We start from the raw sequence: 24,708 nt of genomic DNA, 5'->3' as shown, positions 1-24,708 counted from the left end.
AATCTTTATCAAAAAAACTTATTCCAAATCGTCGATACTATTGTTGATTTCAGCCTTTATTTCCTCTTCATCCAATCCTGATGCTCGTGCATCTTCTCGTATTTCTGAAACATTTTCCTCTTCAGTTGTTTGTTCAGAAGAAAAGTCGAGTTGTGCTTCTTTCCGATAGATAAAGAATTTTTTCCATGTTACTATCTGAGATATCTGCTTCTCTTGTACAGTAGTCTCTCTTTCGGATTCATTCTGACGAACACGTGTGACACTTTCGTCTCGTGGAGTAAAACGAAAAACAGTCAGCGCCCCAAAGAATCGTTCTTCCACAAGTTCAAATCGCTGGTCAAAATTTAACTGATCATTGGTTGAAAATTTTATACTGAAATAATTCCCTTCTCGATAGAGTGCTATTGCCTGTATTTTCTTCTGAAAAAATATACCCCTCTTTTCAAGATGGTACCAAAATATCGGCTCATACTCATGTTTTGCCTGGAGATAAATAGGGTACCCATTTTCCTTCTGTACAGATTCCATATAATCGACGATGGCGTACTGCTGTTCTAGTGTGACTCGCTCTGTCTTGGGAAAAATATCTTCTGTCTGAACAGAGATAGGTTCGATCAAAACTATACGCAGATTAGAAAAATATTTCCACAAACCAAACATATTCCCTACGAACACCAGAAAAATCAAGAAGCTTCCGATAAGAATACCTATCTTTTTGAAACGAGCCAATTGTTCAAGTATCAAACCAAACAAAATAAATGGTACAGGGAGTACAACAAGAAAAAATCTCGGGTAGATATTCAATCCATTATTCCTTATTGAAAAGAAATATAATGAAGAGAGAATGAACCAAAGAACTATCAACCATAAAAATGTTCTTTTATCATAATCAGTTTCTTTCTTGAGTGCCCAGAGGAGGAGGAGGAGTTCTCCAAACAGTATACAGAGAGAAGTGACTTTCCATGCGATACTCCCAGGAGTCGAAAATCCATAGCCTTTTAATTTTTTTCCATTCACATGATCACTCCCTGTGAGAATGAGAAAATACTCTGAAGCATCATAATTCAATGTCTGCACCGCTTTTTCAAGCATCTTTTTTCCATCACCACCAGAATGTTGGAATTTTTCAAGAAAAAACTGGATATTTTGCCCTCGTGTTTCAATATCACTGATAATGAGAGGTGAGTAGAATACCAGCACAATCACGAGAGCAATGATCCACGTTTGCCATTTGAACCTAGGCCTACGGAGGAGCAAGAGTGAAACTACAACGGCAGGAATGATAAAAAAAGCATTAAAATGAATCTGTGTTGTTATAGAGAGAACAACGACAGACAGAAGAAACCAGAGGTTTTTTCGCGATTCCTTCTCCGAAAGACTCCTGAGAAAAGAATAGAACAGCAGGAGAATGAGAAACGGAAGCACGTTCGGACTCCATGAAAAACGCGAATAAAGCACCGCGTAGAGAGAGACGGAGAAAAGTAAGAGAAGTCCAAGAGAAAGAACATGTGTGAAGTATCGACGACAAAAAAGATAAAAAAGTGGCAAGGAAAGAAAAGAAAAAATGAGTACCAAAGCAGCGTGACCAGGAGGCGTGTTGCCGAATATTTTGGCACTGATATATTCGAGATAGTAGAAGGCGGGTCCGAGACGTAATGCTCGACCACCACCCGCTGTCGGTCCGAGGAGTGGTAATTCTTCGATGCCATTCTCTACAGCTGGAGAAACTAAAAGTGTATCGTATGATTGATCGATTTCAAAATGCAACCAATCAGAGAAATGATATGATCGAAGGAAAATGCCCAGCACTATACATACAACTATGGCGAAAAAAAAGATTCGTGGGTATTGTTTCTTGAAAAACAAGAAAAAAGAGGTGTGCATGTCAAAAAATATCAATAAAAATTCTCTAAAATCAAACTATTTTCCATACTATCAATAATATGCTCTCTTGACCAGAGGACATTTTTTCCTTGTTTGCTCATGCTTTTAAACAAAAGAAAAGCTTCCTTAATTCTCTGAAGTTGTCGAAAATTACGAAGTGAGTATCTGACATGGTGGAACTTCTTAAGCTGAACAATGAAATATAAACTGAAAAAATAAAAAAGAGCCCTTTGTTTATACTCGCGGGCTCAAATTGATACGAGTTTCAGATTCCCTTTCTTTTGAAAACAATGGGAATAGTTCGAAAGATGATATACAAGTCATTGATGAGACTGTGTTCTTCTGCATACGCCAGATCAGACGAGACGATTATCTCCGATTTCAACGTACGTCCGAGAATTTGCGTCGGCCCCGTGATTCCAGGTCGCACTCTGTGTCGTTGATCGAGATCGGGATTCTCTCTCTGTCTGAGTTCCATAGTGCATATTCGCCAAGGCCTCGGTCCGACCAGACTCATTTCTCCTTTGAGAACGTTGACGAGTTGTGGAAGTTCATCAAGATGTGTCGATCGGAAAAATGCGCCTATTCTCGTAACACGCTTATCCCCTTTCGTAACTGCGTTCGACGATTGATCTGATCCTAGTTCCATCGTTCGAAATTTCAGGATGATAAACGGAACATTATCCAGCCCGATACGTTCTTGTTTGAAAATAATCGGACCTTTCGATGTTGTTTTTATGAGTAGCGCGATAAGAAACATGAGCGGAGACAGACAGAAAAGCAAAACAGCAGACACTCCCACATCAAAAAATCTTTTGGACATGGTTCCCTCCTTTTTGTATGGATATCATAGACTTGAATTGTTAAAGAAGCCTCCATTATACAATCATCTCTAGAAAAACCTGTCAAGAAAAGAAGTCGGGAACATTAGTCCTCCTGATGCCACAGGGTAGTGAGAACATTCTGGTGCTTCCAGAGAAGATATAGATTGAGCGCGAGCATCACATCTGCCATGACGGCACCGGCAGTAAAAAGACCACCATCAAGCACGAGATGGAATCCAACTACGTTCAGTGTAATAGGAAGCACTAGAAGCGCTGCCACAGCCTCACGACGAGTCCAAAGAGCATAGAGCGCGATCACATGCACGACCGCCATCATCCACATGATGAAACCAGAATCAGACAGAACTTGGATAAAGGCAAAAGCCTCATCCGTGTTGTACAGATCACGGGTCGGGTCAGGAAATATTCCGAGCACTCCAAAAATCGGCATTACGAGAATGAGTGAGAAAATCACTCTCGCTCCGATGTGAAATATGTTTTTCATATGGTTTTGTATTAGTTTTTTTCAACGTACTTTTTGAAATTATCGAGGATTGCCTGCCAGCCGAAGCGCTGCATCTCAAGCGGGTTCTCCTCTTCCGTTTCGAAGGTCTCGACCACTTTGCAGCCACCTTCTTCTAAAACAAATTTAATGCTGACCGTCCTTGCATCAACGCCTTCCATAACATACGCTATCCTCCTGTTTTCTTCGACTATTGTGTACGTCCCCTCGAAATCAAATCCTGCGCTTCCATCCTTTGCTTCCATCCTCCAATTGAATTTCCCTCTGATACGAAGATCATTCACCGCTTCAGGTGCACACCAATCATCAGAGGCAAAGTTCCAGTTTACGATATGTTTTGGCTCTGACCAATATTTCCAAATTTTTCCTATAGGAGCATTAACGAATACCTCTACAGTTATTTTCGGCTTCATAAAAAAGAAATACAAATTATACCTCAATTATATCACGAGTTATAACGATAGATTAAAAACGTTTCAATTTACCAAAGAGATAATAAGTGAGCTCCTATACTAAATAAGATTTTCGAACCTACTAAAAATAGCTCTATAAAAGGAAAAGAGAACGCTTTCGCGTCCTCTCATCCCATATTGCTCTGGCGGCAGGAATTACCCTCTGGGGCATAAACTTCAAATCCTGTCGCAAAATAAATATAAAAACAGCACTCATATGGATGCTGTTTTTATATATGCTCTGGCGGCAGGATTCGAACCTGCGACCAAGTGATTAACAGTCACCTGCTCTACCACTGAGCTACGCCAGAATAAATTTTTTAATAAATTCTCTTCCTCGAAAACTCTTCAACTGTTTTTCTCTTCTTAGCGCCTCCCTCCCTTGTTGAAACTTCTTCAGAGTAAAGAAGAATCCATAGGCCATCAAATCGTGATGTATAACCTTTAAATACTTTTTGGTTATGCATCTGTAGCCTATTTTCTAAATCAGCAGTTTGTCCTATATACAATTTCTTATGATCTTCATTATATATAGCATATATGGTGTACATATATTTCTGCCATACCACTGATCCGCCAGCTGGCGGAACACCAGAATATATTGCTTTTATAGCAACGTACCTATTCTAAAGGAAAAAAAGAAAAAAGGCAACTATCATTGATAATTGCCCCCTACACACACTTTCCCTCGTTCCGAAATAAGAAAAATCATTCAAAATAAGGGTAGGAATAGACAGCCTCCACTTCGCGAAGTATCTCGCCTACGACATCTCTCTCGATGAGAGGGTGACGCTTCGGACGGCCGGAAATTGCCTGATTACTGACGACCTCATCGTTTCCGACAAAGAAACCGATATGGCGATGGAACTGCCCATCAGCGCAGTGACGTTTCTTCCACACTACGACACATCCTATGTATGGTATCTCGACCCTCTGCCATTTCGATGCCTCGAGATCGAGTATGGTTTCATCGACCGTCGTATGCACACCATCCTTGGTCAATCCACACAGCGTCAGTATGGAAGAGACAAAATAGGCACAGGCCAAATCACCGTCACCGATCACGTCTTTCAAAGATCCGTCTGGTAAACGAACATAGAGCTTTCGATACTGATCAGAGTCAACAGACCCAAGAATCATCGCGAGGTATGTCTGGAAGAAATCTACCGGATGTCCTTCTTCGGTAAGAACAGTTTTCATTTCTCGCTCCTTCTGTAAAAACGTTTAGGAATGCACATTCTTCTGATCTGGTAGTTTCTGATCTCTTAATTTGCAAAGAACAAGGCCATTACAAAGAAACACAGTATCGCCCAAACTCGCACATCCACACATTTCAAGCGACACCTTTTCTTCTTTCCCATCAGCATGACGGGCCAATGCTTCATGGTTCGGAAGCAATGCAACTATCCTCACCACTGTTGGTTCGGTCATGATATACTCCTTTTTTTTGTACTGGCGATTCCAGTTCCAGGAATATAACAAAAAACACGGGTTTTATCAATACCCGTGTCCTTGTCTTCTTCTCATACTAATAATCTCGCAATTTGCGAATATCGGTATGTTCTCGGATTTTTTCGAGCGCCTTGGCTTCGATCTGGCGAATACGTTCACGTGTCACGCCAAATTCTTGCCCGACTTCTTCGAGAGTGTGTGTCACACCATCTTCGAGGCCAAAACGAATACGGAGAATCTTCTGCTCACGCGGTGTGAGCTCATCGAGAATATCCGAAATATGCGTTTTCAAAAGCTTGCGAGAAGCAGATTGGTTTGGCATTACTGTCTCGGTATCTTCTATAAAGTCTCCGAGAACGCTATCGTCTTCGTTATCTCCGACCGATGTTTCGAGAGAAACTGTTTCTTGAGAAATTTTCTGGATATGGCGAATTTTATCGACTTCGATATTCATTTCAGCAGCAATCTCTTCGGCCAATGGTTCGCGTCCAAGTTCTTGTACCAATCGCCTCGTAATCTGAGAATATTTATTGATCGTTTCTACCATATGCACCGGAATGCGAATCGTGCGAGACTGATCAGCGAGAGCACGTGTGATAGCTTGACGAATCCACCACGTTGCATACGTCGAAAACTTGTATCCTTTGTGATAATCAAATTTCTCGACAGCTCGGAAAAGACCTATATTCCCTTCTTGAATAAGATCGAGGAGAGAGAGGTTGTGAGAACGACCGACATATTTTTTGGCGATAGAAACGACGAGACGTAAGTTCGCTTCTGTGAGACGTTGTTTTGCGGGCAGATCACCTTTTTCGATCAGTTTTGCAAGACGGACTTCTTCCTCACCACTGAGAAGTGATACTCGTCCAATCTCCTTCAGATACATCTGTACGAGATCAGAGGTATTCTCATCTCCGAGGTCCATCATTTTATCTTTGGCTTTCACAGGAGCTTTTTCTTTCCCTTTTTCTTTCTCTCCACCCTTCTCTTTTCCTTTTTTCTTTTTTCCGAAACTCTCTCCTTCTTTCTCTATATCAATCTTGAGCATTTCCTCAGAACCGATGACACGGATACCTGATGTTTCGAGTTTCTCGTACAAACTCTCGAGATTGTCCAGATCTTGTTCGACATCAGGAAGAATATGAATAATTTCATCTTCAGTCACGAAACCTCGTTGCTTTCCTCGAAAAAGAAGTTCTGTCACCGCATCTTGCTTTTCTTCGAGATGTTCTTTTGATTGTTCTTTCTTTTTCTTGATTGGTTTGTTAGATTTTTTTTGAACAGCTGTTTTTTTCTTGTCTCCTGATTTTGTCAGCTTGATATTCTTTTTTGTGACGTTTTTTTGCGACGTTTTTTTTACTGACTTTGCTTTCTTGGCGACAACTTTTTTCGCGACAACCGCTTTCTTCATTTTTTTCTGAATCTTTTTTGCTGGCTTGGCGACCACTTTTTTCGTTGACTTCTTCACTATTTTTTTCGTATCTTTTTTCACTATTTTTTTCGTTATTTTATTTCCCTTCTTCTGCACCGTCTTCTTTACTTTCTTTTCCATTTTCTTGGTCATAAAAATTACTGTTTAAAAAAATATTACAGGCCTATGAAAAGCCGTATTTGAGAAACAAGGGGTTTTTTATCTTAGCAACATTCTTATGATTTGTCCAAAGAAATATCAGTAAACTGTGCGAGGAGCTGTTTTTCCCGTTCCTTATCTTTTGCTTCTCTCGCCTGTCGGAGTGATTGTTCGAGCGATATGAGTTTCTCGCGTTTTGTGATTTCTTTTTGTATTTCTTCTCTATATTTTCTGGCAATCTCGATCATTTTACTTGTCCGCTCTTCTTCTGGTGTATTGCTGATTTCTGGTGATTCCAAAATATGAAACGTCAATCGTGTTGCTTCGCTCTTGAGATGAGCGTCTTCTATCATCGACAAAGGGTCGTTTTTTCCCGCCTGCACCAAGAAGAAATAGAGTGGATGATTTTGGAGAAATGCTTTGGTTTCATCATCAGTGAGTAGGCCGAGTATTGTCTCTCTTACAACACTATCGGTATACATCAGTCCTACGAGCTCCTCTCGCAAAAGTTCAGACCGTTTACTAAACGAAATAGTACTCTGTCGAGACTCCGGTTTTGATTCTGCAAATGGCGTGTATCGTTCTCGATGTTCTCGTGCCTGGACCACTGTATTTACTACACTTATGATGAGTTTTTCTTCCATCTGGATTGCCTGTGAAAGCTTGTTGATCCAGAAAGATCGTTCGATAGGATTGGCAACAAACATGAGTATTTCTGTATATTCCTCCACTATTTTTCTCTTGCCATCGGCTGTATTCTGATCATATTTTTGCAAACTCATATCCAAGAAATACTGCAAAGCTGGTACAGAAGATTTCGTCACTTCAAACAGTTTTTCTGGACTTTCTTTTCCCATTTCAGCAGCATCTTTGCCAAACGGGATAGCGATAACTGAAACAAGCATCTCTTTCGCAAGGGCGAGTTCGGCACTTTTCCGAGAAGCTTTCTGTCCTGCTCCATCCATATCAAAAAAAAGCTTTACTTCATTGCCATACCGTTTCATCACGGTCAATTGTTCATCGGTGAGTGCTGTCCCTGATACGGCTACCGTATTCTGTATCCCCGCCTGATGCATCGCGATCACATCCATATTCCCCTCGACAATCACCGTGGCAGAAGCCTGCTTCATCGCAAGTTTTGCTTGATACAATCCATACAACGCACGACTCTTATGGTAGACCGTCGTCTCAGGTGTATTGATATATTTGGCCTGTGATTCATCACCACCCGGTGCTACCCGTGCCGAATACCCGATGACACGTCCGAGAATATCAAAGATAGGGTACATGATTCGATCACGAAAACGATCATAATATCCACTCCCACCTTCTTTCTTGAGTATCAGTCCTGCTTGTTCTATTTCATCAGCACGAAATCCTCGACTGATAAGAAAGTCAAGCAAATGTCGCCATCCATCAGGAGCATATCCGAGGCGAAATATTGCAACACTTTCTTGTGAGAGCCCGCGATTCGTGAGATACTTTCCTATTTTTTCTTGTCCGGCATCCCCTGCCAATTGTTTCTCAAAAAATTTTGTCGAGAGTTCGAGAAGTTCATAAATGCGATCCTTGGTTTCTTTGTTTTTTTCTTCTCCCTTATATTCTGGCAATGTCACTCCGGCACGTTCCGCAAGCATTTTGAGCGCTTCACGAAACTCGAGCCCCTCTATTTCCATCACGAAAGCAAAGATGTCTCCTCCTTTGCTACATCCAAAACAGTGCCACATGTTTTTCTCTTCGTTCACCATAAAAGACGGTGTTCGTTCCTGATGGAATGGACAACATGCCTTGTAATGCACGCCCGACTTATCGAGATGAACATAGGAACCAACGAGGTCCACTATATTGAGTCGTGCTTTGATTTCTTGGGTAATAGCGTCTGACATAGTCGGATATCTTTTTCTATAGAATAGCTCTCTATTGACTAAAAAAGCAAATCCTCACAGCACGTAAGTCCGCGAGGATATATTATATCAAAAGGTTTTTATTTCCGTTATCTTTGAAGAATAACAGATTAACCTTTCATGAGAAGAAATTACACCGATTCCAAGTTCACTCGTATTTTATCAATAACAGTCTGTATAGGTGTATTTGCCTTGATAAGATACTCTTTTACACCCATATCCATAAGTTTTTTAATGTCTTCTTCTTGACTCAGATTCGAAAGAATAATTACGGGTATATTTTTTGTTTCTTCTTTTTCTTTCAGATCTTTGACGGTTTCAAATCCATCTTTTCCTGGCATGAGAAGATCGAGAAGTATGAGTTCTGGGGTACCATATTTTTCGATGGCCTGAAGAGCTTCGTCACCGTTCCCGGCCAACTGAGCATTGATATTCTCCCTGGACAATTTCGTCTTATAAATCTTGGAGTAAAACGGATCATCTTCAACAACAAGAACATATTTTTCGCTCATACAAGTGATAAAAAAATGAATAAATACTTAAAAATACTGTTAAGCAAGTGGAAATTCGATAAAGAATGACGTCCCTACATTTTCCTCGCTTTCAAATCGAATAGTAGCTTGACACTCCTCCATGTATGATTTTACCACAGAAAGACCAAGTCCACTACCCTCAGTTTCCTTTCGTACAGCGTTTGAAGCTCGGAAAAATTTCGAGAAAATCTTGGACTGATCTTCTTTGACAATACCAATTCCTGTATCAATAACTGTCAAAACAAGGCTTTGAGGAGTAACATCGAGTGCTAATGTGAGCGTTCCTTCTGGTTTATTGTACTTGATGCCATTGGATACGAGATTCTCAAGTGCTTCATAGAGATGTTTGGGAGGAACAATAATAGACGGAACGGTATCTGGATGATGAAAGATAATCTTGACATGACGTTTTCCTGCTTCAGATTTAAGTGAATGAATCGAGGCATCTATGAGTTTAATAAGATTAACTGATTCTTTCAGTTCTCGGCCCTTCTCTCCGTCGATACGTGAAACATCGAGTAGATCGTTAACAAGAACGATCATACGACCACTATTCTCATAGAGTTGTTTCACGGATTCCTTGACGTCTTTGGACAATTTACCGAGGTCTCCATTGATGAGGAGCTCCATGCTCCAACGCATACTTCCGAGCGGTGTGCGGAGTTGATGTGCCGCTACAGACAAGAAATTATTCTTCATTTGTTCGAGTTCGCGCAACTTCGTAATGTCTCGAAAAACCATAATGGTACCAATAATCTCATTTTTCGCATCACGAATAAGAGAACAGCTTCCGCCAACAGGAATGTTTTTTTCCACTCTCATAAGAAAAACATTCTGTGAAAGAACGAAGGTCTGGCGACGTTCCAATGCTTTCTTTACTATAAATATACTTTCTTTCTTGCCTTCTGATTCTTGTATAAAAGAAAATATTTCATGCGATTTTTTACCCTCTACGTCCTGAAATGTGCGTGCGACAAGTATTTCTGCGGATTCATTCATAAAAATAATCCTTCCCTCGATATCTGTTGCAAAAACACCTTCACCAATAGACTTGAGGAAACGAAGGATACTTTCTGCACGTTCTTTTTGTGTCTCGATACGCGCATTGGCAGATTCCATCTCGGTCGCGTGATGAATAATACGGAGCTGTGCATCACGCTCTTTCGTAATATCTCGCTCTGTTCCGACGAAAAATTGTATATTACCCTTCTCATCAAAAATAGGAGTAACGCGTATACTCGCAAGATACTTCTCGCCATTTTTTCTTTTATTCGTTATTTCTCCTGAATAACTCTGCTTTTCATCTTTCAGTGTTTTCCAAAATGTTTGATAAAACTGCTTTGACATTTGTTTACCCCAGAGAGACGGGGTTTTGCCCTTCATTTCTTCGAAAGAGTACCCTGTCATCATTTCTGCTGATGCATTCGCATACAAAATGACACCGTCGATATCCGTAATGATGGTATGGTCGAAACTGAAATCAGCAATCTTTTTGAACTTGGACAATTCGATAGTCTGCTCTCGTAATTTTTTCTCTGACAATTCTACATCTTCGAGAATATTGAGCATTGCTTTCTTGGTTTTTTGGAGAGCATCATTCTGAATTTGCATTTCTGTTTCTTTTTCATCTATTGTCTGAAATGTTTGATTGATTTCTTCTGCAAGCAAAGAAAGTTCATCCTTTCCAGAAAGGATAATTTTCCGCTTCACATCTCCATCTCGATGAATACTCTGTATTTCATTCTTAAGATACTCTACTTTGTTCAAAACAAAATATCCCAAAAGAAAGAAGATGCCTCCGCAAAAGAATATTCCTGTCACAAGAAACAGTAACGTAAAAAGAAAAATACTCGACTGACCTTTCTGATAAATGTCTCTTTGTATATCTATACGAAAAATAAGCGTCGGATGATCATCAGCATTCATCACTATCGTATAAGCCGAAAGAGTATGAGTGTTCTTTGTTTCTGGAATAAAAACGGGTTGTTCTTTCGAAAGATTATCTCGTGCCAAAGAAAAGCCATCTTCCAGATCACTGGTATATGGTGCATAAGAGAGGCTCAAATGCGTCAATTGAGCAAGTTCCTGTACATCATCGGCATCAAAAATATATCCAAAGACGATAATACCATTAGCGGGTAATGACCCGTCACTCGTCGTTATTGGTCGAGTGGCATAAATTATTTTTCCTGGGTCAATCGAGGAAATCTCTTTGTGTACATCAAAAAGAGTAATTTCATCATTAGCAATATCCTTCTGAAAATGTTCAAGAATTTTTTCAGGGAATGGTTGCATTTCACCATTTGCTACAAATTTTTTGAAGACAACATTTTTCTCCTCGTCGAAAAAAAGAACAAAATTTATATGAAGAATATCGAACGCGCTATCTTGAAGATTCGATTGCGCATACTCTTCATTTCTATCAACAATAAATTGATATGAATCATCCCATTGTGCCCAATCACCGAGCGTGGAAGCTAAATTATCTATTTTTTCCCGAAGAGCATCCTTCACTCGATTGAGATTCTTTTCTGCTTCTTGATGCTCTAATTCAACAAAATCTTGTGTGAGATTATAAGTCACAAAAGAAATCGTCACAGAAAAAAAGACAGTCAAAACAATAGCAATAAGAAAAAAGACTTTTGTACGAAGATTCATACTTTTTTGTTTCGAATATGGAAAATTCTACGGTTATTTCCCAAGAATAATCGTTATAGGAGAGACAGAAGTTTCTTTATTTGTCACATCTGCAGGAAGAATTTTTGTTTGTGGATATTTTTTGAGTAAGGTTGTTTTGATGAACTCAGCTTCTTTTTCGAGAGAATTCGCATAGTAAATCGCTGTTCCAGTGTAATCTTTTACGGTATTTCCTGGTGTGACATTTGTATATCCCTCTCCTTTGAGAAATGTTGCTATAACACCCGCACTCCCCTTGGCAGACCCACCATTTAAGGCGCTTATAGCTACCTTTCGAGCCTCTGCCAAACTTATTTCTTTTACTTTTATCTCAGGCTCTTGTCCTTTTTGTCCCTCAGATGAAACAATACTAGCATCTTTCACTTCTTCATTTTCTGACTCCATGGTTTGCTGTGACAATGTGGAGATAGAAGGCTCTGATTGCTCAAGACGATTTTTCTTCCATTGAGAATACATCCCCCATCCGATAGAAGCGATACTTGCCACAACAAAGAGCAACATACAGAAAAAAAGGAGGGCTCCCCAAAGCGATTCTCGTGATCGTGATGATGGCAATCCATTTTTTCTCTCTTCCCTATTTTCCTCAATTTTTTCTGATGGTATTTTTTGCATAAATTTTTTCTTTTTACTTCATTCAGTATACCACAAAAAATCATTGTCCTTTATTTCTTTTCTTTGATAGCTCTCGCCACTGCTGGTACAACGCGTTTGTCGAAAGCATTTGGAAGGATGAGATGTGCTGTAGGTTTCGATACAAGATTGGCGAGATTTTTTGATGCATTCATAAGCATTTCATCTGTAATCCTCCTTACACGATGGTCGAGTGCTCCTCGAAAGATACCTGGGAAACCGAGTGAATTATTCACCTGATTCTCAAAATCGGATCGTCCTGTGGCAATGACGTATGCCCCTGCTTTCTTGGCAACATCAGGCATAATTTCTGGGATAGGGTTCGCAAGAGCAAAGACGATTGATTGTGGTGCCATATTCTGGATATGAGTCGCAGTGAGCGTATTCCCCTTGGATACACCGATAAAAGCATCTGCTCCACTCAGAGCAACACCTAGATCACCATCAACATCATCTCTGTTTGTTCTTTTAAGAAGAGCGCTCTTGTGAGTATCGAGATCTGAACGCTTGCTACTTATTATACCCCTGCTATCCACCATAATGATATTGCCTACTCCAAAAAGAATAAGGAGGTCAGCAATAGCTTGTCCTGCAGCTCCTGCTCCTGCAATAACAATCGTTGATTTTTTGATATCTTTTTTGACAACCTTGAAGGCATTGATTATACCAGCAAGCACCACCATAGCTGTTCCATGTTGATCGTCATGAATCACTGGGATATTTAGTTCTTCTTGAAGACGCTTCTCTATTTCAAAGCAACGAGGAGCGGAAATATCCTCGAGGTTGATACCGCCAAAAATAGGCGCTATATTCTTGACCGTTTCAATAATCGCTTCTGTATCCTGCGTAGCGAGTACAATAGGAAAAGCATCGACACCGCCCAAGGCTTTGAAGAGCATCGCTTTACCCTCCATCACAGGAATCGCGCCCTCTGGCCCAATATTGCCGAGACCCAGTACAGCAGAACCATCAGAGACAATAGCAACCATATTTCCCTTCATTGTGTACTCAGATACCTTCTCCTTATGTTCAGCGAGATAGGTCGATACCGTACCGACACCAGGAGTGTAATAAATACTCAAATCATCTTTTGTTTTTACCTTCGCTTTTGGCTCTACAGAGACTTTCCCACGAAGCAATTTATGCGCCACAAGCGCTCTTTTCCCAAAATTATTTCCTTTCATACTCTTTCGCTTATTCAAATTAATTCTCTGCTCCAGTTTCATCTTTTCTTTCCAGCTCAGCAATGTGTATTTTCATTTGAGCAATTTCATTTTTCAAATCAATCATCTTTATTTCACGATTCATCATAAATGAGTTCATTTTCTCCACTTCTTCATTCCGTTCTTTAAAAGCCTCTTCTGTTTTCTTTCTTTCGGTGATGTCTTCAATAGTGGCTACAACATAGTCAATGGTATTATCTTCTTTTTTTACACACAAGATAGATAATTTCACCCAAATAACAGACATATTCTTGTGAATAAATCGTTTATTCAGAGTATACTGATCGATTTCGCCTGCCATCACTTGATTGAATAACGCGACATCTGGAGCAATGTCATCTGGATACGTCATTGCTTCCCATGTCGTAGCCAAAATCTCTTCACGAGCATAGCCGAGGAGGGTACAAAGAGCATCATTGACCTCCAGCCATTTTTTTCCAGGAGAAGTGATGGCCACACCATAAAGCGGTGTATTGAAATAACTTCGCATTCGTTTCTCACTCAACGCAAGATTGTCTTCGTCTTTTTTCTTCTGTGTGATATCGGTATGCTGGATAATGACATGAGACACCTTGCCATTCTGATCAAGAATTGGAAATGCCCAGTTATGAAACCATCGCTTCTTTTTTTCTTTTACCTGGATGTTTTGTGACTCTGCAGCCACTCCGATATCAAACAGAATCTCCCATTCTGTCGAAATACCTTCATCGAAAACTTTGTGAAGCTCTGGGAGAACGCCTGCTTGTTTCAGCATTTCATCTTTAAAAATATTGTATACTTTTCCTTCGAGAGCTTCTGGTTGTACTCCAAATAATTCGCTCAGTTTTGGATTGATTCTCTCGCACCATCCATTTGAATCAAGAATTTGTGTACTGAGAGAAGATTGTAAAAAAACTTGCTCAAAAAGTGCTTCGGTAGCATTGAGATCAATGTGTTTCATACCCATACTTTATTACTTATATCCCCCTCTCCAGTATAGTCTTTTTCTCTGAAAATGAAAAAGAGCTATCAAGTGGTCAAACCACTTGATAGCTCTGCTTGGTGGAAAATCTCATCTAGAGAGTAGTAAAGACCTGTTCCTCGCTATAACGAACTTTTGTCTGAGTGGCAGCGGTATCTTCTCCCGAACGGAATCCAAGTGAGACAATCACTCGTGCTGTCAGTCCGCGATCCCCAAGACCCAAGATATGATCACACTGTGCCGTGTCAAATCCTTCCATCGGAGTGGCATCAATACCTTCGAGTGCCGCAGTGGTGAGGAGTACTCCAAGAGAAATATACACCTGTCGTGCAGCCCATTCACGCGCGCCCTCTTCCCCTTTCATAGCGACAGCGCCTTCCATCATCGTACGAAATCCCTCGAGACTTTCTGTAGGAATACCTCTTGTCGAAACAGTATCCGCGATATATTTATCTATAAGTGTTTTATCGACATTTATTTCTGTTGCCAAAACAATGAGATGCGATGCATCAGTAAATGCAGGTTGGTCATACCCTGCGGCGCGGAGCTTCTTTCGTGTTTCAGTATCTTCGACGACGATAAAATGCCATGGTTGCAATCCAAACGATGATGGGGAGAGACGAAGGGACTCCTTGAGGAGATGTATCTGATCTGCTGACAATTTCTTCTCTGTATCATATTTCTTGGTCGCATAACGCCATTGCAATGCCTTAAGTGTTTCTGCCATATTATTTTTCTTATATATTACACTTGCAGTATAAACAAATACATACTATTATACAAGTACCTACATATAAGTAAGTACTCAATCTATGAAACACGGTTTGGAATATTCGCTTTGCCCTCTCGAAAAGACGCTTCGTATGATTGTCGGGAAATGGAAGACGATTCTTATCTGGCATCTCGGAAGTGGAAAAAAGCGCTATGGAGAGCTCAAAAAGCTTGTTCCGAAAATCAGCGAAAAAATGCTTATTCAGTCTCTTCGTGAACTCGAACAACACGAACTCGTCACACGAAAAGTCTATCCGACCATCCCTCCTAAAGTAGAATACACTCTCAGTCGTAAAGGGAAGAGTCTTGCCCCTCTCATCTGTGCGCTCAATACGTGGGGGAAGAAACATTTATAAAAAGAAAAGAGCTGACAGTGTATTGTGTCAGCTCTCAAATCATACAGGCCATTGAAAATTATTTCATTTCTGGTCTTCGAACAGAACGGAAGCTCATAGTCTCCCTTCTATCACCGAGGTCATCGATGATCATCACGGGAGATCCTTTTGTTTCAAATATTTTTTCGTAGATGGTAGGCACTCGATAAACAAAACCCTTACCATTTTCATCAGGCAACCAGAAACCAGATCGATCGGCTCCGGTGTCAGCGCAGTCCCAGCCGAGACAACCAATGAATCGCAATGGAACTTCGCTATAGATGACCGCATACTGAGGAATTTGAAATTCTTTCATCGGCGGCGAATAGAGGGTGACTGGATCGCCAATAAAAATTGGTTCACCGCACCACGCACAACGGATTGCCATTTTGCCAATGCAATCAAGGCAATAATCAACCGAACCATTTTCGTTTTTCGGCATTTCAGTGGTAATGGTACGCCCAAATGCAGATACCGAACCATTTTGCTTTGTACGATGACCACATTTTGTGGCTGTATAACGAAACAAATTCAGGTGAGTACAGAGGTACAGAAACAGATTGTTACCCATGTTTTTTCCTTTCAACTTTAGTTTGGAAATGTACTACGTAACTCACGGTATACCATCATTGTCTCTAGAAGTCAAAGAAAAGCAGGGGTTTGGACGAGAAAGTTTAAGAAATTCCTCTTTCATTCACATTATAAAAAAAGCAGACCTATAAAATGGTCTGCTTTTTTCTGATGAGGAAGGAGAGGGATTCGGTCAGGGATAATTTATTCGCCGACGCTCATAAATTTCCACGACCCTGACTCGTGGTTTCGTGTACTCACGAAACATCACTCCGTCTTTCTCATCCCTCACGAAAGCCATCCGCCAGCTGGCGGAAGTTTGCTTTCTTCTCACCTCTATTCACTATGTTCATTGAGGAAGGAGAGGGATTCGAACCCTCGATACCTTTCGGTATGCTCGCTTTCCAAGCGAGTACCTTCAACCACTCTCCGCCCAAGGCGGACCAGCCTTGGGCTGGGGCCACCTTTTATTTACTCTGAGGAAGGAGAGGGATTCGAACCCTCGATACCTTTCGGTATGCTCGCTTTCCAAGCGAGTACCTTCAACCACTCTCCGCCCAAGGCGGACCAGCCTTGGGCTGGGACCACCTTTTATTTACTCTGAGGAAAGGGAGGGATTCGAACCCTCGATACCTTTCGGTATGCTCGCTTTCCAAGCGAGTACCTTCAACCACTCGGCCACCTTTCCATATGTCTACAACCACTCTCCGCCCAAGGCGGACCAGCCTTGGGCTGGGGCCACCTTTCCATTCTTATTTTTCCTCAAGTACACTTTTCAATAACCACTTTATTCGATCTCTCCCTTTTCCACTTTTTAAAAACTTTTCTTCTCTATTTGCATCTTCTTTATTCTGAAACGCTTCATAATATATCAATTCCCAAGGCATTAAATTTTTCGTAAAAGGAACATTTCCACTATTATGTTCTTTCAATCTTCGTTTTAAATCATTTGTTACGCCTTTATAAAGGCGTTTATTTTTCTTACTTTGAAGAACATAAACGTAATACATTTGCTTTTTATTCACTGAAGTATGATTCTATCGTATTTCTTTGATTCCGACAAGTTTCATGTTATCTTCCTGTTTTGTTCGTCCGTGAAATATCACCACCTGATCTCCACTCATAAGTTTTCCGTCATTCTTTGTCACCTCCATCAAATGAGTAATGAAATCTTCTGTTTCTTCATCGTTTTCGAAGACATATGGATTCACACCCCATACGAGAGCCAATTCATTGTAGGTATTGCGGCTCTTGGTAGCAACAAATATTTTGTTCTCGGGACGAAAATGAGAGAGGAGTTTGGCAGCATGCCCACTCACCGAAAACAAAAGGATTGCTTGAACATGGAAGCTTTTTGCCAGCTCGTATACACTTCTCATCATCGTTGCTGTCTCACTCTGAAAATTCACATTGAGCGTCTTATACATATCATCGAATGGTGATTCTTCTGTTTTCTCTATAATCTCCGCCATCATAGCAATGGCTTCCACAGGATATTTACCCATCGCGGATTCTTCGGAGAGCATCACAGCATCCGCATGATCGATGACCGCATTGGACACATCGGAGACTTCGGCACGTGTCGGACGAGGATTTTCTGTCATGCTCTTGAGCATTTGAGTAGCAACAATCACTGGCTTGGCTGCTCGCAAACTCTCCGCAATAATTTGCTTTTGCAAAATAGCAACTTCACTCTCTGGCATCTCGATACCGAGATCTCCTCGCGCCACCATCACCGCATCACTTCCTTTTATAATTTCAGTGAGATTTCTTATTGCTTCTTTGCGTTCGATCTTGGAAACAATTTTCGGAACAGGAGATCCTTCTGAAATGACATTTTGTATGAGCTCACGTACTTCTGCAATATCTCTCGCTGATCCAACAAATGACAGTCCGATATAATCCACTTCCTGTTCCACAACAAACCGCACATCATTTCTGTCTTTTTCTGAAAGAATAGAAAGTTCGAGATGCGAATCAGGAAGAGTGACGCCCTTTCGGTTCTTGATCACTCCGTCATTTTTTGCCTCTGCAAGAACAAAATCAGCTCCTTTTTCTCGTACCACGAGCTCCATTGTGCCATCTTCAATAAGAATGCTGTGATTGACATCCACACCATCGATCATACCGGCCATATCAAGAAGCGCTGTCGGATATTCTGAGTCTGCGAGAACTTCTTTCTTGGCAATATCACTCAAACGAATACGATCCCCTTTTACGAGAACAATCTCTTCTTTTACTTCCGTGCGAATCCGCGGTCCCTGAATATCAGCCAAAATAGCAATCGGTACATGCATCTCAAGAGAGAGTTCGCGAACTCTGTCGATGACTGCTTTGTGCCACTCGTATGCACCGTGTGAGAAATTGAGACGCACCACATTCATTCCTGCAAGTATCATTTTCCGTAACATCTCTTTGGATTCTGATGCGGGTCCGATCGTGGCGACGATTTTTGTTTGTTTCATATTTTTCTTTTATTCAAATATTGTATGCCTCTATAGTATAACGCAAAAATGCATCGGAGGGAAAAGAAAAGAGGCTCATTTCATAGAAGAAAAATTTCTCTTCTGAAATGAGCCTCTGGAAAAGTGGCGACCGCGTTCAGTCCCACCTCTTACCGGCACATTAGCACCGGCGGATACCCCTCGCGACGATGCTCGTACCAGCACACCTTGTAGTCTCGTCGATATCGTATATCGTTACCACGATAATACCGAGGAGAGTAATAAGGATCGACATACACCGGCGAAGGTGCATACACGGTCTCAGATGTTGTCGTCTGAGACCCATCGGGGTTGACTACATGGATCGTGCGGTAGGCACAACCAGAGATCAATGATAGTGAAAAGAACAAAAAAATGAAAAAACGTGACATACACTACTCCTCGAGTTGTGAAGGATTCGAACAGGAATCCTGACTGATATTGCTACGAAAATACATTATCTTCATAACAGTACATTATACACCAAAAATACATTTCTGTCAACTACATTATGATTATTGTGGCTTGTGCTAGCCCCGTTAGAGAACTTTAACGAACGATAAATTTACATTTTGTGCCTATAAACACCTCTGTGAGTGAAACAAAGTATTCTCTAACGGGGTAAACATATTTACAAAATAAAAACAGGGGCCAACCCCCTGTTTTTCTCAATTCCTCCTACAAGCTAAAAAGCTACAAGCTTCCCTAGTTTTTGTACATATCCTTCAATTGGAAGAGGATATACCAAGAAATAATTGCTCCAATAATACCTCCGACAATACCATATACGGAAAGAACACTTCCTATCAAACTCACAATGCTTGCATAGAAAAGCAGTCTCCATGACGCACTCGTACGCTTGAACAATCCTGGTACAGCAAACGCCTGTATCAGAATGGTTGCTATGGTCACGACCAAAGAAACAATATGATTGAAACCCCAGCCAAATCCCCAACCACCAGCCATCATACCAAGCGGTGTCATTATCGCACCAAGACCGAGTGCCCCCAAAAGAAGCGGGAGGGCAAAAATAACAGAGATGATCACGAGGTATGGAGAAACAGTAACAATGAATTCCTTTATTCCGAGAGGAAGCGCAAAAGGTGCCTTGCTCACCATATACTCATCAAGTATTGCTTCAAGCGGACCAACCAGACCCTTGATATCTGCCTGCATAGTACTTGCACCCGATTGTTTCGACTCATCATGGTGTTCTTCTGAAGCGCCTGTTTCGCCCTGTGACATATTGTCTGCCATAAAATTATGGTTATAAATTAACACGATATTTATTACTTCCAGTATACTCTCATTTCCTTTGAAAACAAGAAGATACACTTTCAGAAACTCTTTTTCTTCTTTATTTCTTGCCTCGTATCGTAGCGACAAAAAGCCCTCCGACAACAAGTACGCCTATTCCCATCACAAGCCAAGGAAGCCACGCATAACGCTCTGTGACACGACTCTCTTCTCCATCACAGACATCACCCTTCCCATCGTTATCTGTATCTCGCTGGTTGAGATTGGGATGAGACGGGCAATTGTCCTCACTATTGATGACACTGTCCCGATCATAATCATCGCACACATCACCTCTTCCATTCGTGTTTTCATCTCGCTGATCAGTATTCGCATCATTGATACAATTATCTCGTTCATCTATGACGCTGTCTCCATCCATATCAGCAGGCAGATAAAGAGTATTCACTATGACCGTACCTTGAGCTACTTTTTGTATGTCTTTATCAGAGATGAGGTTTGGTTCCTCACGAAAAGACAAAAAGAACGGACGATCCGCACGAAAATAGAGTGCGTATTTTTCTCCCGGACGAGCGAGGAAACGAATTGATCGTTCTTCGAGATTGAGCATTTCTTCGTTGAAGAAACTGATTTCCTGCAAACGAAGTGGCTGATTGTATCCGAGAGAAATACGGAAATGATCACTCGTTGTTTTCAAAAAACGAATTGTTTGATCAGAAACGTTTGTACGAGCCAAAACGATTTGAGGTGTTCCATCTGCATCTACTCTGCTAATTTCCACTGTTTTCGGTAATGCTCCATACGGCTCACGTATCAACACGATACCAGAGAGCGTCGACAATTGTTCTGATCGAAAATCGATTGTCACACTATTCTCTTCTGTCGAAAGAGACACGGGAAATTCCACAAAAGTATCGAGTCCATCTGTCAGTGCAGAGAGAGACCCTGCACCAATAGCACTGTCGCTCTGGAGAGAAAACTGTAAAGGTGTCCTTTTTTCCCTATAGAATGCTGGTTGAAATGTCTGAGTTGTTTCTTCGTAGAGAGCAAAGTCTCTGTCTCGAAACGCTGGGTCGGTAATCGGCATTTCAAAAACAGTCGGAATAGAAGGTGATACGGTTATTGGTATAACCGATTGAAAGAAAGACAGCGTTGCTTCAGGTGTCACTGTATTTTTTGCAGACACCGAAACACTCCCAATGACGAGAGCAATCATCAAAAAAAGGAAGCGGAAAATATATTTCATATTATTCTATTCTTTTCTTACCGATAAAAGCAGTGCTCATAAGCAACACTCCCACGAGTGAGAACGTCACGATCCGACCCACGACGTCCATTCCCCACACATCAATCAAGAGAAGATGTCCGACCACAAAAATAAGGAGTGCTGTACCAGAAACTTTCTGATTGTTCTTGGCAGACATTTTCCCATTGACATAAAGAACCATTCCTATGATCGTATAAAGGAGAAGTGCAATAGTTGTTGCCTGATCCGATGAAAGAATGTTATGAAGGACAAGCCATACCAAGACGAGAGCATACAGAGAACCGACAACGAGAGATATTGTACCTATTCCTGCGTGAGAAGTTTCTGATGATTGTTCGTCCTCGAGAAAAATCGGTGCCAAAAGAAAAAACATAAGAGTCATAAGGAGGAGAACAAAGAAATCAGCAGTTAGAAATTCATGCGCCATCGAATATCGTACGAGACTGGTAAAAGAGAGCATCGCCGGAAGCAGAAGCACGACAGAACTACGACGTACCGCCCTACTCTCCTGCAGAATAAATCGCGCGCCAAGCACCAAGGCTGTTGCCTCCAAAATGTAAGCGATGGTCAGAAGCGCACCGTGGAGCTCAAAAGCCGTCGCCATACCGATAAACACTCCTGCGACGAGAGCATGTGTATATACAGGTTCACGGAGAGAAGACAACGAATACACTGCGAAAGCACCAACCGAAGAAACAATAGCCACTAACACGGCAGCAATACTTCGCAACTCAGGCGATACAACACTGACAATCCATCCAAGAAGAATCAGTCCATTGATGAGGCTTACGACCAGATCTGCCATTTCTGCCTTCTTGTCATACAACACAGAGAGAATGCTTGCGACAAAGAAAAGTGATGCAAAAAGAATAGCAAAGAGAACTTTCGTCCCTTGATCTGGCACGGCAAAAGAGAAAGAAAAAAGGAAAGGGAGTGTATACAATCCATAGAGGATAATGGCAGTTACTGTCAGATTTCTCCAGCCCGTCAGACGGACCACCCAAAGTGTCCCGAGACACAGGACAAACAAATATGAGAAAAGTCCAAAAACACTCGGTACAGCAGAGGCCGTCAGAAGTGGTGCGATGCCTCCGAGAAATAATCCCATAAGTGCCACGGGAAAATTCTTGTATGTCACGCTCACGTATGCTACAAAAACAGCGACAAAGAACATAAAAATAAGGACGCTCGCAGGTGAGAACATATCGTATGTTGTACGAGCCGCAAAAAGAGTGAAAAAGGTCACGCCAGCACCGAGTCCGAGAAGCACACTCCCCTGACTGCTGTATTGTCCGATACGTTTCATTCCAAAAAAGAGAATAGCTATACCAAGGAAGAGACCGAGAGACACTTGTCCGACTTCTCCGATCGCATCCCAAAATACAACCGTAACAATCCAACCGATACCGAGAAAGAGTAGGATAGCTCCTATCTTCATCAGCCAATCCACTGCAAACCATCGAAAGAAGCGTGTCAAAGGATCAACAGAAACAGCTTGTCGTGATGGAGAAGATGAGTCAATCTCTGTAGTCTGCTCTACTGTTTCATTACCTGAAACGGATTGTGAAAAAACAGGAGCGTTTGTGGTCTCAGACGTTTGAGAAACGGTCTCTTTTATTACCGCGCCCTCTGTCAATTGCTTCACTGTCTTCTCGAGATACTGCACTCGTCCACGCAAACTCAGCACCATAATGATCGCCACGATACTTAAGATCCACGACATATTTCATGTGAATAATAATTATGATTTCAGTATACTCTTTTCTGAGAAAATAAAAAATCTGTCCCCTTGTTAGAACAGATCTGTTTCTTCAAAAATTTCCCCTGATTCGATTTCACGCAAAATTTCAAGCGGAATAGGATTGCGTTTCGGACTTATTCCTGGATATCTCCAGGCACTGATAATGCGAATGTTTTGTCGTCCCAATGCTTTTGTTGCTTCGGATGTTTTCTTGATGACAAACATCACCCAAATTTCTTGTTTCCATGTCTCTTTGCCATCTACTTTCTTGAGCGATACAGGTTGCATTACCGCGACTGTTTTGGGCACGATACCGACTTCTCGCCGTTTCGGATTCCTGATGACACTTTTTATCTTCTGCTCACTCAGTCCATACTGCGTCATCTTGAACTGCGAGTGTGCCGTGAATTGATACTCAGCTTTATTTGAGAGCTGAGCCTGCTTTTTTTCTGCAAAGCGTGCCTTGGCTTTTTGTACAAAGTCTTGATAAGGAGACCCCATAAATTTTCAATTCTTAATTTTCAATTTTCAAACAATGAAATAATTTTTTAATTCTAAAATTAAATAATTGAAAATTGTTTAGAAATTAGAAATTGGTAATTAGAAATTTTACTTAACCTCCATCCCTCGAAGTGCGGCGACTCGTTCCTCCATCGGAGGGTGCGTCATAAAAAGCTTGGTCAGATTTTTCCCCTTAAAAGGATTGGCAATGTAGAGGTGTGCTGTCGCTCTATTGGCTGCTTCGAGTGGCTCAGTATCGGTAGAAATCTTCTCGAGCGCACTCGCCAGTCCCTCAGGATAACGTGTGAGCAGAGCTCCAGAAGCATCCGCCAAAAACTCACGCTTGCGTGAAATAGCAAGTTGTATGAGCATCGCAAAAAGCGGCGCGAGAATCGACAGGATGATGGCAGCAATCATAAGAATGACTTGGAGCTGATTTTTGCTGTCACTATCACGATTCCCTCCGAACCAGGCCCAATGTCGGAACCAGTCTGCGAGGAGTGCTACAAACCCGACGAGAATCACTACGACCGTCGAGAGAAGTGTATCGCGATTGCCGATGTGCGAGAGTTCGTGAGCAATCACACCTTCGAGCTCATTTTTCTCCAATCGAGCAATAATCCCTGTTGTGAGACAAATCACTCCATGCTTCGGATCACGACCCGTCGCAAAAGCATTCATCGCTGTATCTTCGATGGTATAGATTTTTGGCAAGGGCAGACCAGCAGTGATAGTGAGATTTTCTACGAGACGATAAATTTCTTTGTTTTCTGCAAAAGTGAGCTCTTTGGCTCCGCTCATCGAAAGCACAATTTTGTCACTCCACCAGTACGATATGAAACTCGTGATGGTCGAAAAAGCAACCGCGATATAGAGCACCATACTCGACTGCATCGCCCCTGCGAATACATACCCGACACCGATAACGAACAGAAGAAACATTGTGATATATACCCATGTCAGACGAATATTCTTGTCATATTGATTGTAGAGTGTTGCCATAGAAGTATGTGTTAATTCTTGAGGAAAAGCTTTTATTGTCTCTCTATTCTACCGTAAAAAGAAGAAAGAGAAAAGCGGACCAATAGGCC

Annotated in this window: 24 protein-coding genes and 4 tRNA genes; 1 reads left to right on the top strand and 27 read right to left on the bottom strand. The window is 41.4% G+C overall.

Features of this window, described 5'->3' with window-relative positions; genetic code table 11:
* Positions 1–18 precede the first annotated feature (18 nt).
* From PHH40_04185 to PHH40_04110, 16 genes are all read right to left on the bottom strand, one after another.
* On the bottom strand, positions 19–1,884 hold the full coding sequence (locus PHH40_04185) for a glycosyltransferase family 39 protein (GenBank protein ID MDD2766924.1): 1,866 nt from the start codon (positions 1,882–1,884) through the stop codon (positions 19–21).
* A 265-nt stretch (positions 1,885–2,149) separates the two neighbouring features.
* Positions 2,150–2,707, bottom strand: coding sequence for a sugar transferase (locus PHH40_04180; protein ID MDD2766923.1), 558 nt, complete (start codon positions 2,705–2,707; stop codon positions 2,150–2,152).
* Positions 2,708–2,811: 104 nt separating this feature from the next.
* Positions 2,812–3,213, bottom strand: coding sequence for a hypothetical protein (locus tag PHH40_04175; GenBank protein ID MDD2766922.1), 402 nt, complete (start codon positions 3,211–3,213; stop codon positions 2,812–2,814).
* Between the two features lie 11 nt (positions 3,214–3,224).
* Complete coding sequence (locus PHH40_04170) at positions 3,225–3,644, bottom strand: SRPBCC domain-containing protein (GenBank protein ID MDD2766921.1); 420 nt, start codon at positions 3,642–3,644, stop codon at positions 3,225–3,227.
* A 278-nt stretch (positions 3,645–3,922) separates the two neighbouring features.
* A tRNA-Asn gene (locus PHH40_04165) sits at positions 3,923–3,994 on the bottom strand.
* A gap of 9 nt (positions 3,995–4,003) precedes the next feature.
* Entirely contained in the window at positions 4,004–4,234 is a 231-nt protein-coding gene (locus PHH40_04160) for a GIY-YIG nuclease family protein (GenBank protein ID MDD2766920.1), read from the bottom strand.
* A 157-nt stretch (positions 4,235–4,391) separates the two neighbouring features.
* Positions 4,392–4,883, bottom strand: coding sequence for a hypothetical protein (locus PHH40_04155; protein MDD2766919.1), 492 nt, complete (start codon positions 4,881–4,883; stop codon positions 4,392–4,394).
* Positions 4,884–4,907: 24 nt separating this feature from the next.
* On the bottom strand, positions 4,908–5,114 hold the full coding sequence (locus PHH40_04150) for a hypothetical protein (protein MDD2766918.1): 207 nt from the start codon (positions 5,112–5,114) through the stop codon (positions 4,908–4,910).
* Positions 5,115–5,211: 97 nt separating this feature from the next.
* Positions 5,212–6,546, bottom strand: coding sequence for an RNA polymerase sigma factor RpoD (gene rpoD / locus PHH40_04145; protein ID MDD2766917.1), 1,335 nt, complete (start codon positions 6,544–6,546; stop codon positions 5,212–5,214).
* Between the two features lie 236 nt (positions 6,547–6,782).
* On the bottom strand, positions 6,783–8,591 hold the full coding sequence (dnaG, locus tag PHH40_04140; protein ID MDD2766916.1) for a DNA primase: 1,809 nt from the start codon (positions 8,589–8,591) through the stop codon (positions 6,783–6,785).
* Between the two features lie 149 nt (positions 8,592–8,740).
* Positions 8,741–9,121, bottom strand: a complete 381-nt coding sequence (locus PHH40_04135) for a response regulator (GenBank protein MDD2766915.1) — start codon at positions 9,119–9,121, stop codon at positions 8,741–8,743.
* Positions 9,122–9,160: 39 nt separating this feature from the next.
* A complete protein-coding gene (locus tag PHH40_04130; GenBank protein MDD2766914.1) occupies positions 9,161–11,800 on the bottom strand; it encodes a CHASE4 domain-containing protein in 2,640 nt (879 codons plus the stop codon).
* Positions 11,801–11,833: 33 nt separating this feature from the next.
* Positions 11,834–12,451, bottom strand: coding sequence for a LytR C-terminal domain-containing protein (locus PHH40_04125; protein ID MDD2766913.1), 618 nt, complete (start codon positions 12,449–12,451; stop codon positions 11,834–11,836).
* Between the two features lie 50 nt (positions 12,452–12,501).
* On the bottom strand, positions 12,502–13,653 hold the full coding sequence (locus PHH40_04120; protein MDD2766912.1) for an NADP-dependent malic enzyme: 1,152 nt from the start codon (positions 13,651–13,653) through the stop codon (positions 12,502–12,504).
* 19 nt (positions 13,654–13,672) lie between these two features.
* Positions 13,673–14,632, bottom strand: coding sequence for a PAS domain S-box protein (locus PHH40_04115; protein ID MDD2766911.1), 960 nt, complete (start codon positions 14,630–14,632; stop codon positions 13,673–13,675).
* A 115-nt stretch (positions 14,633–14,747) separates the two neighbouring features.
* Entirely contained in the window at positions 14,748–15,380 is a 633-nt protein-coding gene (locus PHH40_04110; protein MDD2766910.1) for an NAD(P)H-dependent oxidoreductase, read from the bottom strand.
* An 85-nt stretch (positions 15,381–15,465) separates the two neighbouring features.
* Between PHH40_04110 and PHH40_04105 the strand changes: the two genes are divergently transcribed.
* Positions 15,466–15,780, top strand: coding sequence for a helix-turn-helix domain-containing protein (locus tag PHH40_04105; protein MDD2766909.1), 315 nt, complete (start codon positions 15,466–15,468; stop codon positions 15,778–15,780).
* Between the two features lie 58 nt (positions 15,781–15,838).
* On the opposite strand, the gene PHH40_04100 is transcribed toward PHH40_04105, so the two are convergent.
* The 11 genes from PHH40_04100 to PHH40_04050 form a co-directional block, all read right to left on the bottom strand.
* Positions 15,839–16,327, bottom strand: coding sequence for a hypothetical protein (locus PHH40_04100; GenBank protein ID MDD2766908.1), 489 nt, complete (start codon positions 16,325–16,327; stop codon positions 15,839–15,841).
* Between the two features lie 396 nt (positions 16,328–16,723).
* A tRNA-OTHER gene (locus PHH40_04095) sits at positions 16,724–16,803 on the bottom strand.
* Positions 16,804–16,847: 44 nt separating this feature from the next.
* A tRNA-OTHER gene (locus tag PHH40_04090) sits at positions 16,848–16,927 on the bottom strand.
* Positions 16,928–16,971: 44 nt separating this feature from the next.
* Positions 16,972–17,056 (bottom strand) — tRNA-Ser (locus PHH40_04085).
* Between the two features lie 64 nt (positions 17,057–17,120).
* Complete coding sequence (locus PHH40_04080; protein MDD2766907.1) at positions 17,121–17,393, bottom strand: GIY-YIG nuclease family protein; 273 nt, start codon at positions 17,391–17,393, stop codon at positions 17,121–17,123.
* A 12-nt stretch (positions 17,394–17,405) separates the two neighbouring features.
* Positions 17,406–18,833 carry a pyruvate kinase gene (gene pyk / locus PHH40_04075; GenBank protein MDD2766906.1) on the bottom strand — a complete coding sequence of 476 codons (1,428 nt, stop codon included), beginning with the start codon at positions 18,831–18,833 and terminating at the stop codon, positions 17,406–17,408.
* A 723-nt stretch (positions 18,834–19,556) separates the two neighbouring features.
* On the bottom strand, positions 19,557–20,108 hold the full coding sequence (locus PHH40_04070) for a hypothetical protein (protein MDD2766905.1): 552 nt from the start codon (positions 20,106–20,108) through the stop codon (positions 19,557–19,559).
* Between the two features lie 100 nt (positions 20,109–20,208).
* Complete coding sequence (locus tag PHH40_04065) at positions 20,209–21,354, bottom strand: thrombospondin type 3 repeat-containing protein (protein MDD2766904.1); 1,146 nt, start codon at positions 21,352–21,354, stop codon at positions 20,209–20,211.
* 1 nt (position 21,355) lies between these two features.
* A complete protein-coding gene (locus PHH40_04060; GenBank protein ID MDD2766903.1) occupies positions 21,356–23,098 on the bottom strand; it encodes a DUF2339 domain-containing protein in 1,743 nt (580 codons plus the stop codon).
* Positions 23,099–23,167: 69 nt separating this feature from the next.
* A complete protein-coding gene (locus PHH40_04055) occupies positions 23,168–23,617 on the bottom strand; it encodes a hypothetical protein (protein ID MDD2766902.1) in 450 nt (149 codons plus the stop codon).
* Between the two features lie 108 nt (positions 23,618–23,725).
* The gene (locus tag PHH40_04050) at positions 23,726–24,619 is read right to left on the bottom strand and encodes a M48 family metallopeptidase (protein ID MDD2766901.1); all 894 of its coding nucleotides are present in this window, start codon (positions 24,617–24,619) and stop codon (positions 23,726–23,728) included.
* Positions 24,620–24,708 lie beyond the last annotated feature (89 nt).

This window comes from Candidatus Moraniibacteriota bacterium (assembly GCA_028688415.1).
In the GTDB taxonomy this organism is placed as follows: domain Bacteria; phylum Patescibacteriota; class Minisyncoccia; order Moranbacterales; family UBA1568; genus UBA1568.
The sequence above is the reverse complement of the archived record's forward strand: the minus strand, read 5'-3'. Positions and strand labels throughout refer to the sequence as shown.